Origin of the sequence: uncultured Cytophaga sp. (genome assembly GCF_937863595.1) — a bacterium.
Lineage (GTDB): Bacteria > Bacteroidota > Bacteroidia > Cytophagales > Cytophagaceae > Cytophaga.
The window spans coordinates 1-16,775 of the sequence record NZ_CALMGQ010000123.1; the positions used below are offsets into that span (position 1 = coordinate 1).

A 16,775-nucleotide genomic window follows, 5' to 3' on the forward strand; every position below is an offset into this window, starting at 1 on the left:
TGTTCCAGTTTATGCCACCAAACTGGTCCAACTATTCAATCGGTTAGGAACATTTGAATTACATATTAAATTTGAAGAACTCTATAATAATTTGATTTTGAAAATTGATGAAGTAGCAGAACGTGTATTAACCTTAGCACATACACCAATGCATGCATACACCGATTATATTTCAACGTCCGAGATCAAGGCATTAAAAAATGTATCTGAAGGTAAAGTTGCTATTCAACATGTTTTAGATGGATTTAAGGTTATTATATCCAAACAACGTGACTTATTAGTCTTGTCTGCAGAAGCAAATGATGAGGGAACGAATGCCTTAATGAGCGACTATATTCGCGAACAAGAAAAATTGGTGTGGATGTATAGAGCCTATCTTGGTAAATAATAACCTGATAGTATTTGTTTTACCTTACAAAAAAATAGAGCGATAATTTTATCGCTCTATTTTTTATGTGAAAGTAATATATTCTATTTTTTCAAGAAGGGTAGGTAATATACATACGAAGGTTTTGTACCTGTACCATTAACAGCTACAAATATGGACTTGTCTGTTACACAAACGCCTGAGATAGGAGATTGCATAAAATCTATGGCAATCTTTTTCCATGTAACAGCTAAGTCTTCAGAGAAAAATAATTCACCTTTATTTGTAGCTGCATATAAAACACCGTTTCCTGCAACCAATCTAGTAATCGTTTTTCCTTCCAAGCCTTTATTATATGCCTTCCATGTGCTTGCTCTATTGTCGGATCGATAAACCCCATCATTGGTTGCTAAAAATAAGCTTTTCGTAATAATAGCAAGATCTCCATATGCTTTACTCGTTGGTAATCCTTTATCACTATGTTCCCAAGCAGAGCCTTTTTTAATATTTAAAGAATATACACCATCGCCATTCATGCTGCAATACATATAATCTTCCGAGTTTTCAATATTATTAATATAGCTTTTACCCAAAGCATTAAAACCAACACTTATGGATCTGAAACTTTTACCTAAGTTGTGAGACAAGTAAATTGTTTTTTGCCAGTTGCAAACAAACAACATGGAATCCATGCTATATAAGTAGAAAATTTTACTGGTCCCTAATTTACCACTACCCAGTGGTTCCCATTTTTTTAAATCACTACTTCTAAATAAACCATATCCATCTCTAAACCCAGTATAATAGTAACCTAAATGCTTCATTATAATACTAACGCGAGCATTTTTAAGGTTGGGAGAAACGTCAACCTTTTTGAAACGAAAAATAGAATCTAAGTATTGATATAAACCTTTGTTCGTGGCCATAAACATACCATCGCCTTGGATATAATACAAATTATCAATTTGTATACTATCCGGATTGTACCCGTATTCAATTTTCTTCCAATCTTTCGATAGGGTTTTTCCACCAATAACTTGCGAGTAACTGGTTAATTTAAAGCAAAGTATAAAAAAACTTAATATGTATATTCGTAGCATATATAGTATTATAAAGGGAATAATCTCTCTAATTTATGAAACTTAAGTAATATATGGAAACTTTTTATCTTATTATATCATTCACAATTAGATTTTTAGGGTCTGACCAATCATAAAATCCTTTTTTATTTTTTTGACCTAGGTAACCAGCGTGTACCATTTTAACCAACAATGGACAAGGCGCATATTTGTTATTTCCAAAACCGGCATGCAATACTTCCATAATATGTAAACAAACATCAAGCCCAATATAATCTGCAAGTTGCAATGGGCCCATAGGGTGCGCCATTCCTAACTTCATTATTTGATCAATTTCTAAAGTACCTGCAACACCTTCTTGTAAGGTGTAAATGGCTTCATTTATCATGGGCATTAATATTCTGTTTGCTACAAACCCAGGAGAATCTGAGCAAGTAACAGGTATCTTGCCAATTTTTTTACTTATGTCAATCACAGTTTTTTTTGTGTCATCACTCGTTTTTAATCCACTTATAACTTCAACAAGTTGCATCAACGGAACCGGATTCATAAAATGCATTCCGATAACTTTGTCGGGTCTTCCTGTGAAGCCCGCAATTTGTGTTATTGAAATAGATGAAGTATTCGAAGCCAATATGGTTTCTGGTGGGCAATGTGCATCGAGTATTTCAAATACATTTTTTTTTATTTCTACATTTTCTGGTACTGCTTCAATCGCTAAAAAACATTTTTTTGCAGCTATTGTTAAATCGCTGCAAAGTATGATATGTTTTAATACTATCTCCTTGTCAGCAGGGTGTATGCTTCCTTTAGTAATTTGTCGATCTATATTAATCGTGATTTTTTCTAAGGCCAGTTTTAGCGCTTCTTTATTTGAATCGTATAAATAAACAGGATAGTTATGTTGTGCAAACGTATGTGCAATACCACTTCCCATAGTACCAGAGCCAATAACCAAAATCTGTTTCGCGTTAGTTTTCATACTTCATTTTAAAAGATTTTTATTTTTACGTTATTTTTTGCTTCATGACTAAAATAATCTTCAATAATTCAGTTCTTTATTTTCTTCCATGTATTTAGGCACTAAAATACTCTGTGTTTTTTATTTTTATAAAAAGGTATTTAAAATAGACTAATTAAATTGTTAGTTAAGTCTAACTTTATTAATATTGTATGATCAAATAAAATATTAGTTTATATGAAAATTGCTTTCGCTATTATAATTATCTTCGTTTTTTACTTTATACAAATACATCAAGTTCATGCACAATCTGTTAGCATACATGGTACGGTTAATTCTGAAGGCGTGCCCGTAGAGTTAGCATACGTGATGTTAGATAAAACTATATTGGGTGCTGTCACAGATTCTCTCGGAAATTACAAAATTGAGGATGTTCCTGCAGGTGATTATGCTTTAAAAGTATATTGCTTTGGTTATCAATCAATAGATAAAAATATTCATGTAGATGACACAAATCTCGTAATTGACTTTATGTTAAAAGAAGATGAAGGTGAAATTAAAGAGGTTGTAATTACTGGTGTGACCAGCGCCACCTTGATTCGTGAAAATTCAATATCCATTGTTGTAGTTTCTGAAAAACAGTTAGATAAAACCGTTGAAAGCAATGTTATAGATGCTTTGGTGAAGAACTCGCCAGGTGTGGCTGCAGTTAAAACGGGTCCAAATATTTCGAAACCCTTTATTAGAGGTTTGGGATACAATAGAGTATTAACATTATATGATGGATTAAGACAAGAGGGGCAACAATGGGGAGATGAGCATGGACTTGAGGTGGATGGCTATAACATACAAAAAGCGGAAGTAATAAAGGGACCTGCGAGTTTAATGTATGGATCTGATGCGTTAGCAGGTGTAGTGAGTTTAATGCCAAGTATTCCATCTCAAAATGATACTACAATTCATGGTAAAATAACATCTGAATATCAGGCTAATAATAATCTCATTGGTAATGGTTTACAGTTAACATATTCTACCCAACACATTGTTGCAGCCGTCCGTGGGGCATATCGTGTTGCTAAAAATTATAGAAATCAATACGATGGTCGTGTTTACAATACCAGTTTTAAGGAGACAAATTTGTCTGGACTCATTGGTTATAAAAGTACTCGTGGATATTCCAATTTCAATGCAACCTTATATGATAATGCGCAAGGGATACCCGATGGAAGTAGGGATTCTTTGACACGTAGATTTACAAAACAACTATATGAAGGTGCGAACGATGATTTAAAAAATAGACCAATTGTTTCCCAAAAAGAACTCAACAGTTACAAGCTATCTCCTTTACATCAGCGTATACAGCATTATCGGCTGTATAATCATAGTGCCATTAGGATAGGATCAAGTAATCTGGATCTTGTTGTTGGATTTCAACAAAATATTCGAAGAGAATACAATCATCCGACACATCCAGCTCAAGCAGGTTTGTTTGTGCGATTAAATACCATTACTTATAGTATTAGATATGATGCTCCAAAGATTAAAAATATTGAAACATCAATTGGATTAAATGGGATGTCACAACATAATTTAAGTAAAAATGCTACAGATTTCCCGATTCCAAATTATGCGTTATTTGATATTGGATCGTATCTACATATAAAATGGAAGCATAATAAAACAACCATTAGTGGAGGTATTCGCTATGATATTCGTAAGTTAAATTGGAAGGGAATTTATGTAAAAACAAATCCCAATACAGGTTTTGATTATATTTCAAACGATACAACAAATGCATATTTGCAGTTTTCTTCTACTCATAAAAACTTCTCAGGTATTTCTGCGAGTATAGGTTTGACACAAAATTTATCCAATAAATTTAATATAAAAGCCAATATTGCCCGTGGATACAGAGCTCCGAGCATCACTGAATTATCTTCAAATGGCTTAGATCCAGGTGCACATATTGTTTATTTAGGGGATGAAAATTTTAAACCAGAGTTTTCTTTGCAAGAAGATATCGGAATAACGGGCGAGTTTAAACAGGTTTCAATGTCTGTTAGCATTTTTAATAACAATATTCAAAATTACATTTATCTGAATAAACTTCTGGATGCAAATAACAATCCAATTGAGGATGCTCAAGGAAATAAAACATATAAATACACGCAGTCATTAGCCCAATTGTATGGTGTAGAAGCTACTTTTAATGTGCATCCAGAAAGAATGAAGGGCTTTCTATTCGAAAATTCCTTTGTGTTAACATACGGGTATAACAGAAATACTACATATAAAAATGAAGGTATTAATGGGGAATATTTACCATTTATTCTTCCCATGCAGATAAATAGTGCTGTTTCGGATAATATTAAAACAGGATCAAAAATCGTTACGTCCATCACTCCACGTATTGAATTGGATGTAACGGGTGCTCAAAACAGATATTTAGGATTGTCCAATACAGAAACGTATACAAAAGGGTATAGTTTAGTTAATGTGGGTGTTTCTGCTGAAGTTGCTTATTCAAAGATGAATACCTTGAATATTTATTTTCAAATAAATAATGTATTCAACACTTCATATCAATCTAATATGAGCCGACTAAAATATTTTGAATATTATTCTCAAACACCTAATGGCCAAAGAGGAATCTATGGTATGGGGAGAAATGTATCTGTGAAATTAGTTGCCAATTTCTAAGGTAAAAACTCGAATGATCAAAAAACTATCATAAATTAGGGATCAATGTAGTTGAGTTAAGGGGGTAGAGTTGCTATTGTTGCTGTACCAACAACTCTAATTTATTTTCTTGAACATGTTCATTGCGGAGTATAAAAAAATGACATCTCTTTGTTGGTGCTTTGATATAAATTTAATCACCATCATTGATTTGATCTAGCAGAAACCAATAACAACAACAACAATAACAAGCGTATTAATTCGTTAATAATGCTATGTTTGGTGAATTATATTCCTACCTATTTATTTTAAAAGTTTTGCAATAAATTGTTTATTTATTGTTGCCGTAATATTATTCTGTATCGATACCTTAATTTAAGTATTTTTAAAATATAATTTTGTTTTATCTTGTTCTTCTACTTTAGCAATAGTAATATTGCATTATGATAGAATTGAAAAGAATTAATGTAGAAAAAAATGACACAGGGATAAAAACAAAAAAACTATAAATTTTATTGCAATCAATCTCTTTATTAATTCAATGTTAGTAAATTGATACGTATTTGAACAAGAATTAACATTACCGTAATACTATATTATCGAAATTTGCACCAATAAAAATCAAAGAATCGTTTATTATTTAAAAATGAATATGGAAAATCAGTCAATCCCACAAAAATCTAAATTTAGTTCAACGTTTGCATTATTAGTTATTCCTTTGTGTTTAATAGTTGCAATTATCATTTATGTATTTATTTTTGGATCACCTAGCAATTTTGATTCCAACGGTGCACCCAAAGCTGGTAATTATTTAGCTATTGTGCATGAAGGCGGAGTAATTGTTCCGGTTTTGATGTCGTTTTTCTTAATGGTAATTACATTCTCTATTGAACGTTTTATTACTATCCGTCAAGCATACGGTTCAGGTTCGGTAGATAATTTTGTTCGTAGAATCAAATCGTTTTTATCTTCAAATGACATAAACTCTGCCATGCAGGTATGTGAAGAACAAAAAGGTTCATTAGGTAATGTAACGTTATCTGTGTTGAAAAAATATAAAGGTGTGGTTGCAGATAAATCAATGACGAAAGATCAAAAGCAAGTTTCCATTCAAAAAGAATTAGAAGAAGCAACATCTTTGGAATTGCCCATCTTAGAAAAAAACTTAACGATACTTGCGACATTAGCTTCAGTAGCAACTCTTGTTGGTTTGTTGGGTACTGTAATTGGTATGATTAAAGCTTTTGCTGCGCTAGCAAGTTCTGGTACTCCAAATGCAGAAGCACTAGCTTCGGGTATTTCTGAAGCATTGATAAATACTGCGTTGGGTATTGCTTCATCTGCATTAGCAATTGTATTTTACAATTTGTTTACGAGTCAGATTGATACCTTAACTTACAGTATCGATGAGGTTGGCTTTAGCATTAACCAAAATTTTGCTACACACAACAAAGAAAAAGAATCAGCTGTAATAGCTTAATTTTATTTATTAATCTAGTTACATGTCTAAAGTAAAAGCAAAAAGACAAAGCATTTCTCTTGACATGACTGCCATGTGCGATATGGCATTCTTGTTATTAACTTTCTTTATCCTTACGGCTAAATTGAAAGTACCTGAGCCTGCTCAGTTTGATGTTCCTTCGTCTGTCTCTACTCAAAAATACGATGAGACAAATCTGATTCGGATTTCAATCAGTAATGATGATCGTATTTTCTTAACCATTCCAGATCAAAATCTCAGAAGAGAAATGATCGATGCATATTCCAACACGTTTAAAGTGAATTTAAACGAAGATCAAAAAATGGCATTCGAATTAACGGAAACATTTGGTATGCAGAAATCAGATCTTTCTTTGTATTTGGGGCAATCTACAGAGGTTCGGAAAAAGTTTGTTCAAACGGGTATTCCTGCGGATTCTACAAACAATGAATTGGCACAATGGCTTGCTACAGCAACAGGTGTGCGCCCAGGTATTACTATTGCGATTAAAGGAGATAAAGATGCAAACTACAGTAAGTTTGGAGAAGTTATCGCTACTCTTAAAAAAAGAAGAATTTATCTGTTTAGCTTGGTAACAACCTTAGAAGCTAAACCCGAAAACTTATAAAATACCATGGCTGAAATTAATACAGGTGGCGGCGGCGGTAAAGGAGGAAAGAAGAGATCCAAAAAAATGTCTACCAAAGTAGATATGACACCCATGGTGGATTTGGCGTTTCTTTTAATTACCTTTTTCATGTTGGCAACTACCTTAACAAAGCAACAAAAATTTGATTTTGCTGTTCCGCCGGATGTTAAAAATCCACAGGATCAACCCGAATTGAAAGCAAGTAATGCAATCACTATTATTTTAGGTAAAGAAGATATTGTGTATTGGTATATAATGAATCAAGATGGTTCAACAGATTTTCACGAAACAAACTTCTCTGCGGATGGTATACGTGCAACCTTGATTGAACGTAAAAAAGCAATCGGAAATAACTTAAACGTAGTTATAAAACCGATGAAAGAGTCGAAATATAAAAATTTAATTGACATCATTGATGAACTAGCCATCTTAGGTATTGGCAAAAAGGTATTGGTAGATGCTACACCAGCAGATCTCGTACTTGTTCAGAAAAATACTACTTCAACCAATTAATCAATGGAAAAGGATTTAGACTTAAGCAAAGCTACCTTAGACGAGATTGTTTTTGAAGACAGAAATAAATCGTATGGTGGATATTTTCTTCGTGTTTGGTATGATAAGAATGTTACAAAAGCTGTTATAGTAACATGTACGGCTTTCCTTATTCTTGCTGCATGCATTAACTTTTATTACAAGATTAGCGCTAAGCCCGAAGAAGTATTTGTACCAGTAGAAATACAAATGGATATGGTTGAAGAACCATTGAAAGCAGAAGAGATTGAAAAATTGCCTCCACCACCTCCCAAAATTCAAGAGGTTAAGGTGGAAGAAATGAAATATTTACCTCCTGTAATTAAGCCAGATAAAAAGGTAACAAAAGATGAACAACTGAAAGAATTAGATTCTTTGCTCACATCAAATCCATCTGATAAAGATGTAGATGGTAAGAAGGGTAAAAAGATTGACTTTGATGAAGGTCAAGAAGGTGGTAAATTAGGTGGTGATGGAATTAAAAAAACAGAAGTAATTTCAGGGTATCTTGCTGAAATGCCTAAATTTAAAGGTACTTCTACAAAAGAAGAAAGTGCGTTAGAGGTAGAAAAATACATACAACGTAAAATGATTTACCCAGAAGATGCAAAACAACGCAAGGTTACTGGCGTTGTATATGTCAGCTATGTCATTACGGAAACTGGTAAAGTTACGAATGTTGAGGTAATTAAAGGTAGAGGAATAGATCCATCTTGCGATGCAGAAGCGGTTCGTGTGATTAAATCAATGCCTGATTTTACACCTGGTAATCAAAACGGAGAAACAAAAAAAGTCCGAATAACGCAGCGTATTAAATTTACATTAAATTAATAAAATGAAGAATTTCCTTTTAGGATTTAAAATGACTATGGCCGTGGTATACATGGCCATAGGCATTTATTTATTGAGTCATCCAAATGCATTGTCTGGTTTATTAAGTGCAGATATGACATTAATTGTTGGTGTATTGTTAATCGTATTCGGTGCTTTCAGAGGTTATAGAGCCTGGTTCATCGAACGCAATATGTAACCTTAACTTGTGACAAGTAGAATTAAAAATAGCTCTCTTTTTGTACTGTTACTTTTTACTATTTCTTGTTCTAAACAAGAAGTAAAAGAAGGACAAATAGAATCAAAAAAGGAACGCATAGAAATAGTATGTGACCCATCGTGGGAACTGATTCTCCGTACTTTTATCTCTACATACGAGGGTTTAAACCCTACTCGAGAAGTTGAACTTAGCATCAAGCCTGAATCTGAATGCATTGAAGATGTTTTAAATGGTAAAAATGTTACTGCATTTGTATCTCGTGAATTGAATACAGCGGAACGTAATTTTGTAACATCTCAAAAATGGAATGTATACATCGATACAATTTGCTACGATGGCATCACCTGGATTGTCCCCAAATCCTTTCCTGAAGATTCTCTTTCTTTGTCTCAAGTAAAAGAATTGTTTCTTACTGGTATGTTAAAGGGGAAATCCTATTCCATTCAGCTGAACGATATTGGTTCATCTATTGCAAATTACCTCATTAAAGATTTTGGCAAACCAACTTCAATAAAACATATTTATAAAGGAGGCTCCGATGCTGAAATTATTGCATCCGTTCAAACACATAATTCCAGCATTGGTTGTATTTCTTCCAGTACATTGGTGAATCTTGAAAATAAAAAAAATAGAGCAAATTTAGAATCGATTAAAATTTTAAAAATAAGTTCGACGAAAAATGAACCTGCATTTTCTTCTTTTCAAAATGATTTAGCACTTGGTAGATATCCCTTTATTCGTGTGTTGCGCGTTATAAATCACGATGCACAAACTGGATTAGGCACGGCTTTTGTATCCTTCATGAAACATAACCGTGGGCAGCGTTTAATCCTAAAAGAAGGACTATTACCTTTCAGAATGCCTGGTCGCGAAGTTGAAATGAAAAATCAATAATACGTTTATTACTTATTCATAAATTGAATACATATGAAATACCTTATACGCTGTATCGCAACAACTTTTATATCCTTATCTGTGACATCCGTTTTTGCTCAAGAGGAGCAAGCACAGAAGTATGTAGAAAAAGAGCAATATGCTAAAGCATCTACTATTTATAAAAATTTATTGATTTCAACTCCTAAAAAAGCGGGCGACTATTATTATTATTTGGGCGACATTAGTCTAAAAAAAGAAAAAGACGATTCTGCTAAATACTATTTCATGGAGGGAATTAAAGCAGATGAAACCAATGGTTTGAATTATGTTGGTATAGGAATTGTTGCCATGCATAAAAAAAATGCTACTGAAGGGCAACGTAGTTTTGATAAAGCTTTACAATTGTCATTGAATAAAAATACAACTGTATTAAATGCCATCGGGGCGTATTATGTAACGGATGCGGAAACTTCTGAAATTAATAAAGCAGTTGCCATCTTGAAGAAATCAACCGAAGTGGATACTAAAAACAATGCTACAGCTTGGATATTATTAGGTGATGCATACAGCAAACAAGCGGAAGGTTCAAAGCAAATAGAAGCCTATAACAAAGCTTCCACGATGAATCATTCAATACCTTTATTAAAATTGAAATATGGTAAATTGTATTCAGACGTTCGGAATACTGATTTAGCTATAAAGTATTTAAATGCAGGCTTAGCAGTCGACTCTACTTATGGTCCTATTTATAGAGCATTGGGAGATGTATACAATAGTACGAGAAAAAATGAATTGGCTATAGCAAATTACAAGAAATATCTATCCTATATTGATCGCAATGATGATGTTGAATTTAGATATGGTTATTTTTTATTGAAAAATGAAAACTATGCTGAAGCAGTAGAAGTTTTTAACAGCTTAGAATACAAAGATTACGCTAGTCCTTATATATACAACAGACGTGCAGTTTGTTATTATGGTTTAGGAAAATACGAACTAGCTAAAAAGGATATGGAAACATATTTCAAAAAAGTAAAAATTAATAATGCTACTTCTGTAGATTATGAATATTATGGTAAAATTTTATTGGGAACGGGGGAAGATTCTTTAGCCATTCAACAGATGCAATTGGCTGTAGATATCGATAGTACACGACTAGATTTATTTAGTAATATTGGATTATTTTATTTTGAAAAGAGTAATTATTCTAAATCTGTTCAGTATTTGAGTAAGCAAATAAGACCAACAACAAAGGATCCCAAAGTATTTTATGAATTAGGCCAAGCGTATTATTATAATAAAGAATATGTAAAGGCAGACTCTAGCTTTTCTAAATTGATTGAACTAAAACCAAGTTTATATATTGGGTATTTCTGGCGTGCTCGTGCGAATGCAGCACAAGATCCAGAAACGAAGCTAGGTATTGCTAAACCCTATTATGAAAAAGTTATTGAATTATGTTCTGCAAATGGTGAAAAATACGAAGATGAATTAATTGAATCGAATGAATATATCGGTTATTACTATACCATTCACAGGGATAAAGCCAAAGCAGATGTAGCATGGAACAAAATCTTAAAATTGGATCCTAAAAATACAAAGGCTTTGAATGGACTTAAGATGAAGTAGTTCATACATTCTCTATTTCGCCCAGAAACTCTATTGGCGAGAAAGCTTCCATAAAAAAATCAAGAGCTCAAGAAGTACAAGGCATATCACAGGATATGCCTTTTTTTATGCACTTGGCGTTCTCATTATTAAAGAGATTGTGTATATTGAACTGTAACAACAAAGGCTCATTTGTCGTTTAAAACAATGGTGTGCATTTAGTTGAGCTTCAAGCGCTCAATAATTTTAATAAACAATATTTTATATTCAAATTATGGCAAAGGAAAACATACATAGAGCAATGGGAAGTCTTGCTTATGCAATTGCAGTAGCAGACGGTGTGATTCAAGAAAAGGAAAAAGAAGTCATATTGAACTTAGCAACCAAAGAATTTCAATTGTCTGATACCGATAGTGAATGGATTAATGCCATGTTTACTCAATTAGAGGTTCAAAATGTAAGTTTGAATGAAGCGTACAGCTTTGCAATAGATACCTTAGAAGCAAATCGTCATGATTATGATTTTGATGATGCGATGAAAACACGTTGTATATCTTTTATGAAAAAAATAGCAGATGCCGTTGGTGAAATTGATTATCAAGAAACATCTGTTATCGATCGATTCACTGCAGACATCACTCGGTTTTAATGAAAAAGAAAATTCGCATATTATCTATTGACGGTGGTGGGATACGAGGTATTATTCCTGCTTCTGTAGCCGTTTATATTGAAAATAGATTACAACGAATTACAAAAAATCCAGATGTACGCATCAGTGACTATTTTGATTTTATAGCAGGGACAAGTACGGGCGGAATTCTTGCATCGGCATATTTATGTCCACAAGTAGTGGATCAAACACAACACCGGTTTAACGCTACAGATGCATTACGCTTTTATTTAGAAAAGGGCGGTTATATTTTTTCTGCGGGTGTTTGGGATAAAATGGCTTCGATGGGTGGTTTTTTAAAAGCAAGATATAAACATGAACCTTTAGAAAAGGTCTTAAATGTTGCCTTTAAGCAAACTAAAATAAGCGAATTACTCAAACCATGTTTGATAACCTCATATGATGTTGAATTAAAAATGCCCGTTTATTTTCAATCGCATGTTGCAAAAAATGATACAACCTTAGACTTCTTTGTAAAAGACGCTTGTAAAGCTGCGGCTAGTGCACCCTTATATTTTGAACCTTCACGTGTTCAATCTATGAGTGGCGTATCTTATACTTTGATTGATGGTGCTGTGTATGCCAATAATCCAACCATGTGTGCTGTTTCGCAAGCAGCTGTTTTATTTGCAGAAAAGGGTATTCCGTTGACCATAGACCAGTTTGAAGTGGTTTCTTTAGGGACTGGAAGAAATCAAAAAGTGTATACCTACGAACAAGTAAAAGATTGGGGAGGATTGGGTTGGTTAAATCCATTATTGGATGTAATGATTAATGGTGCATCTGAAGTTATCGAAAGTGAATTGATTATACAGTTTAGATCCATGCAAGCAATTGATCAATATCATCGCATACAGCCAGATTTAATTGGTGATAGTCAAGAAATGGATGATGCTTCTCCTGAAAATATTCAACGATTAATGGAAATATCAGCAACCACTATTGAAAAATATAAAGACGAATTGGAAGTAATTGTAAATAGACTTATTAATAATTAATAGGTACGGTTAAATTAGAAAAACATGTTAGAGATTGTTGTATTGTATTTCTTATGTAAAAAAAATGCATTGCTGGCAGAACAAAAAAAACTGTCTAAATCGCGATGGGTTATAACCACTATTTTTTATTGGATTTTGTTTGAAATTTTAATGATAGCACTGTTCTCAAGTTTTGTTAAAATGGATGCGGAAGTAATTCAAGAAGCAAAAACAATTACAAATGAGTTACTATTGATGATGGGCGCAGGCTTGTTAGGAGGTTACCTTGGTTATCTCTTAGTTCGTAAACGTTTAGAAAATATGCCCGATTCAACTGAATTGGATAATATGTAAGTTTCATTTTAAATCACAGTAAACATGAAAAATACAATCGTTTATTGTTCTGCTTTATTTTTTTTATTTGTAAGTATATGCGTTTCTGCACAAGAAAATGTACCTACATTGATACACCCGAGTTTGAAAAATTTAGGTGTTCCCATAAATACACCAGAGTTTTCTGAATTTGCACCAACCATTAGTGCCGATGGTGCCACACTTATTTTTGAATCCGATAAAAGTGGACGGTGGCGTTTGTATATTTCTACACAAGTAAATGGCAAATGGTCTACGCCCAAAGATATGGATGTAATCAACAATCGCTTGTTGCCAGAAGACTTCATCGGTGGACCTTGCTTTAGTTACGATGGCAATCGCTTGTATTTCACCTCAAACATGAAAGGGACTGTTGGAGGTATGGATATGTGGTATAGCGAAAAAATAAATGAACAGTGGCAAGCGCCCAAAAATATGGGACGAACAGTAAATACTGCTGGGTACGATGGCTTTCCATCGGTATCGCCCGATAATAAGACACTGTATTTTATGCGAGCAGGAAATCAAACATCACCAACCGGACAGCGTTGCTGCATATTGATGAGTGCAGAGAAACGAGGCAATTACTTTATCAACCCAAAGACACTTCCGCCACCTGTAAACAGCGGATGCGAGGGCTATCCAAGAATCATGGCAGATGGCGTAACTCTAATCTTTTCATCTTTCAGAGCTGGTGGTAAAGGCGGCTATGATTTATATCAATCTAAAAAAGTTGGTAGAGGATGGAGTAAACCCATACCGATGGAATTTATTAATACCCCTAAAGACGATGAATTGATTTCGGTACCAGCTACTGGTGAGGTTATTTATCTTTCCAATACCAATAAAAATAATAAGGATGATATTTATATGTTGCCGTTGCCCAAAGAGTTTCAGCCTCAAGAAGTAGTGTTGGTGGAAGGGATTGTAAAGAATGAAGCAACCAATAAGCCTATGCCTGCAACCATACAAATCAGTAATATTAAAACCAAAGAAAAGATAGCTACAACCGAAAATGATTCCATTACGGGTAAGTATAATTTATATCTACAAAAAGGCAAGAAATACGATGTATCTGTAAGCTCCAAGGGGTATAGCTTTCAATCAGAAGTGTATGATCTGGAAAAAGCGGTCGCATATCAAACCATTAAAAAGGATATGGTGTTGGAACCATTAAAATTGAACGTATCCTTTCGTTTAAATAATTTATTCTTTCAATTTGATTCGGCATCACTTACCAAAGAATCGGAGTTGGAATTGGATCGGGTAACTGAGATGATGAAAACAAATGCAAGCATGCAGGTAGAAATTGCAGCACACACAGATGATGTTGGCAGTGATGCGTACAATTTAAAACTTTCACAATTACGTGCCGAATCAGTTGTGAAGTATTTAACTCTTCATGGAATTGTTGCATCACGTTTGGTTGCAAAAGGCTATGGCGAATCAGTGCCTTCCGCTGCGAATGATACAGAAGAGAATAGAGCCAAGAATAGGAGAGTTGAATTTAAGATTTTGAAATTGTAAGGTTCGTTATTGCCAAGGTTGTGCCTTTTCGGCCAACCTTTGTCAAGAAGAAAACGACATACGGAATAATGAGACCAGGGTGAAAATAATGGTGCTCAGTCATCATTCATAATTTAAAAAAAAATGTCATTACCCATACATACCGCATTAGTAGGTTTTGGAAAAGCAGGACAGTTTCTGCACGCACCATTTATTGACATTCATGTTGATTTTGAATTGTCTGTTATTTTAGAACGGACTCCAAAGACGGGTGCCGAAGCTTACCCAACCGCTGTTATTGTTCGAACCTATGAAGAGATACTTGCAGATGCATCCATTGAGCTAATTGTTTTAACTACCCCCAATGATACGCATGCGAGCCTAGCTGAGCAAGCATTATTAGCGGGCAAACATGTAGTAGTAGATAAACCATTCACCATTCACGTAGCAGATGCGAAACGGCTACAAATCCTATCGCAACAAACAGGCAAACATATTTTTGTCTACCAGAATAGGAGATGGGATGGTGATTTTTTAACCGTACAACAACTATTGAAAGAAGGTGTGTTAGGAGAAATTCACTCCATAGAATCGCGTTTTGATCGCTACCGTCCTGAGCCAAGAACAACCTATTGGAAAGAATCTGCAGCATTGGGTAATGGCTTGTGGTATGACTTAGGTCCGCATTTGATGGATCAAGCATTTTACTTATTTGGTGTGCCAACATCTTATTGTGCAGAAATTAAAACCCAACGTGCAGGTGCAATCGGAATCGATTATTTTGATGTACAGTTTCAGTTTGGCTCCTTGAACTATACCATACATGCAGGAATGTTGGAAGAACAAGCTACTCCAAGGTGGCTTATTAAAGGTTCTAAAGGCACGTACGCAAAATACGGTGTCGATCCGCAGGAAGCGAAATTGAATGCAGGGGAGCAGCCAAGAGGCGCTTATTGGGGCATGGAGGATGTGAATGCATTTGGTTCAATTGATTTTATTTCAGGCGAATCAAAAATGTATCAAACACTTCCGGGTGACTACCGAAAATTTTATCAAGGAGTTTATAATACGATTCGAGAAGATGAACCACAACTTATCGCATTAAATGATGCGGTTGCGCTGGTAGGATGGTTGGAGAAACTGGGTTTGGAACGATTATAAATTATAATTTATGAATTTTGAATCAATGTCGTTTCCTTAAGTACATTAACTGCATAAATTAAGCTGTTGTTGGTGTTTCTGCCAGCTGAAATTAATGATAATGAATGAATTTATCCCAGAGCACCAACAACTAAGAGTTCGATTGTTGTTGCTCGGCGTAGGTATTTACTCATTAAAATTATGTTGAGCAAGCGGAAACACCAACAATAGCGATCGGCGGAGCTTAAGAAAACGATATTCCTTCATAACTCATATTTTAGCGTCCTTTTTTACCAATCTAAAACTGACCATCAACGAAATAAATAAACCCAAAATTAAAAAACTGCTAAAACCTTTAATGAGAAAAGTCGACACGTTGTAATACGCTTGTGCATCCGTTATCGCAACAATGGTATTGCCCGCACCTGACAATGCTTTTTTACCTTCTAAGGCAATCATATTTCCGAAGTACTGTGGATTGACCTTTTCTACGAAAAACCATTGTAAAGGTAAGTTTAGAAATGCAGCAGTAACAGATACAATCACACCACTCATTAAGCCATCTTTTAATTGAAAAGTACCAGGTGCAAATGTTGCATACCGTTTTTTGATCGCCCAATACATTCCTATAATTGGGAGTATATATGCAAGATTGGTTACATACATATAATAATCAATATAGGTATCTTGCAATCCAAGCACAAACTCCAAACACAGCCATATAAAAGTGGCTATAGCAATTACAATACCTGCAAGTAATTCGTTTTTAATGATCATTATGAATTATGAATTATGAATTATGAATTATGAATTATGAATTATGAATTAT

The 16,775-nt window shown here is 34.1% G+C and carries 17 protein-coding genes; 14 read left to right on the forward strand and 3 right to left on the reverse strand.

Annotated elements, in window-relative coordinates; translation table 11 throughout:
* On the forward strand, nucleotides 1-388 hold a 388-nt coding region (locus tag Q0543_RS10710; RefSeq protein ID WP_299252524.1), incomplete at its 5' end, for a ferritin-like domain-containing protein.
* A gap of 83 nt (nucleotides 389-471) precedes the next feature.
* On the opposite strand, the gene Q0543_RS10715 is transcribed toward Q0543_RS10710, so the two are convergent.
* Together Q0543_RS10715 and Q0543_RS10720 are read right to left on the reverse strand one after the other, a co-directional pair.
* The gene (locus Q0543_RS10715; protein ID WP_299252527.1) at nucleotides 472-1,467 is read right to left on the reverse strand and encodes a hypothetical protein; all 996 of its coding nucleotides are present in this window, start codon (nucleotides 1,465-1,467) and stop codon (nucleotides 472-474) included.
* Nucleotides 1,468-1,531: 64 nt separating this feature from the next.
* Complete coding sequence (locus Q0543_RS10720) at nucleotides 1,532-2,428, reverse strand: 3-hydroxyacyl-CoA dehydrogenase NAD-binding domain-containing protein (RefSeq protein ID WP_299252530.1); 897 nt, start codon at nucleotides 2,426-2,428, stop codon at nucleotides 1,532-1,534.
* A 216-nt stretch (nucleotides 2,429-2,644) separates the two neighbouring features.
* On the opposite strand from Q0543_RS10720, the gene Q0543_RS10725 reads away from it, so the two are divergent.
* From Q0543_RS10725 to Q0543_RS10785, 13 genes are all read left to right on the forward strand, one after another.
* Nucleotides 2,645-5,107 carry a TonB-dependent receptor gene (locus Q0543_RS10725; protein WP_299252533.1) on the forward strand — a complete coding sequence of 821 codons (2,463 nt, stop codon included), beginning with the start codon at nucleotides 2,645-2,647 and terminating at the stop codon, nucleotides 5,105-5,107.
* Nucleotides 5,108-5,738: 631 nt separating this feature from the next.
* The gene (locus tag Q0543_RS10730) at nucleotides 5,739-6,566 is read left to right on the forward strand and encodes a MotA/TolQ/ExbB proton channel family protein (protein WP_299252536.1); all 828 of its coding nucleotides are present in this window, start codon (nucleotides 5,739-5,741) and stop codon (nucleotides 6,564-6,566) included.
* A 22-nt stretch (nucleotides 6,567-6,588) separates the two neighbouring features.
* A complete protein-coding gene (locus Q0543_RS10735) occupies nucleotides 6,589-7,194 on the forward strand; it encodes a biopolymer transporter ExbD (protein WP_299252539.1) in 606 nt (201 codons plus the stop codon).
* A 6-nt stretch (nucleotides 7,195-7,200) separates the two neighbouring features.
* Entirely contained in the window at nucleotides 7,201-7,728 is a 528-nt protein-coding gene (locus Q0543_RS10740; protein ID WP_299252541.1) for a biopolymer transporter ExbD, read from the forward strand.
* A gap of 3 nt (nucleotides 7,729-7,731) precedes the next feature.
* A complete protein-coding gene (locus Q0543_RS10745) occupies nucleotides 7,732-8,577 on the forward strand; it encodes an energy transducer TonB (protein ID WP_299252544.1) in 846 nt (281 codons plus the stop codon).
* 4 nt (nucleotides 8,578-8,581) lie between these two features.
* Nucleotides 8,582-8,776, forward strand: coding sequence for a hypothetical protein (locus Q0543_RS10750; RefSeq protein ID WP_299252547.1), 195 nt, complete (start codon nucleotides 8,582-8,584; stop codon nucleotides 8,774-8,776).
* Nucleotides 8,777-8,785: 9 nt separating this feature from the next.
* Nucleotides 8,786-9,691 (forward strand): substrate-binding domain-containing protein, encoded by a 906-nt coding sequence (locus Q0543_RS10755; protein ID WP_299252550.1) that lies wholly within the window; start codon nucleotides 8,786-8,788, stop codon nucleotides 9,689-9,691.
* Nucleotides 9,692-9,724: 33 nt separating this feature from the next.
* Nucleotides 9,725-11,302 (forward strand): hypothetical protein, encoded by a 1,578-nt coding sequence (locus Q0543_RS10760; RefSeq protein ID WP_299252553.1) that lies wholly within the window; start codon nucleotides 9,725-9,727, stop codon nucleotides 11,300-11,302.
* A gap of 253 nt (nucleotides 11,303-11,555) precedes the next feature.
* On the forward strand, nucleotides 11,556-11,930 hold the full coding sequence (locus Q0543_RS10765) for a TerB family tellurite resistance protein (protein WP_299252556.1): 375 nt from the start codon (nucleotides 11,556-11,558) through the stop codon (nucleotides 11,928-11,930).
* Entirely contained in the window at nucleotides 11,930-12,949 is a 1,020-nt protein-coding gene (locus Q0543_RS10770) for a patatin-like phospholipase family protein (RefSeq protein WP_299252559.1), read from the forward strand. The genes Q0543_RS10765 and Q0543_RS10770 overlap by 1 nt, the downstream gene beginning before the upstream one ends.
* 24 nt (nucleotides 12,950-12,973) lie before the next feature.
* Nucleotides 12,974-13,282: a hypothetical protein gene (locus tag Q0543_RS10775; RefSeq protein ID WP_299252562.1), complete on the forward strand. Its 309-nt coding sequence runs from the start codon at nucleotides 12,974-12,976 to the stop codon at nucleotides 13,280-13,282.
* Nucleotides 13,283-13,306: 24 nt separating this feature from the next.
* On the forward strand, nucleotides 13,307-14,827 hold the full coding sequence (locus tag Q0543_RS10780) for an OmpA family protein (RefSeq protein ID WP_299252565.1): 1,521 nt from the start codon (nucleotides 13,307-13,309) through the stop codon (nucleotides 14,825-14,827).
* A gap of 123 nt (nucleotides 14,828-14,950) precedes the next feature.
* Nucleotides 14,951-15,967, forward strand: coding sequence for a Gfo/Idh/MocA family oxidoreductase (locus tag Q0543_RS10785; protein ID WP_299252568.1), 1,017 nt, complete (start codon nucleotides 14,951-14,953; stop codon nucleotides 15,965-15,967).
* A 249-nt stretch (nucleotides 15,968-16,216) separates the two neighbouring features.
* Here Q0543_RS10785 and Q0543_RS10790 read toward each other — a convergent pair whose 3' ends face one another.
* Entirely contained in the window at nucleotides 16,217-16,723 is a 507-nt protein-coding gene (locus tag Q0543_RS10790) for a DUF4199 domain-containing protein (protein ID WP_299252571.1), read from the reverse strand.
* Between the last annotated feature and the right edge of the window lie 52 nt (nucleotides 16,724-16,775).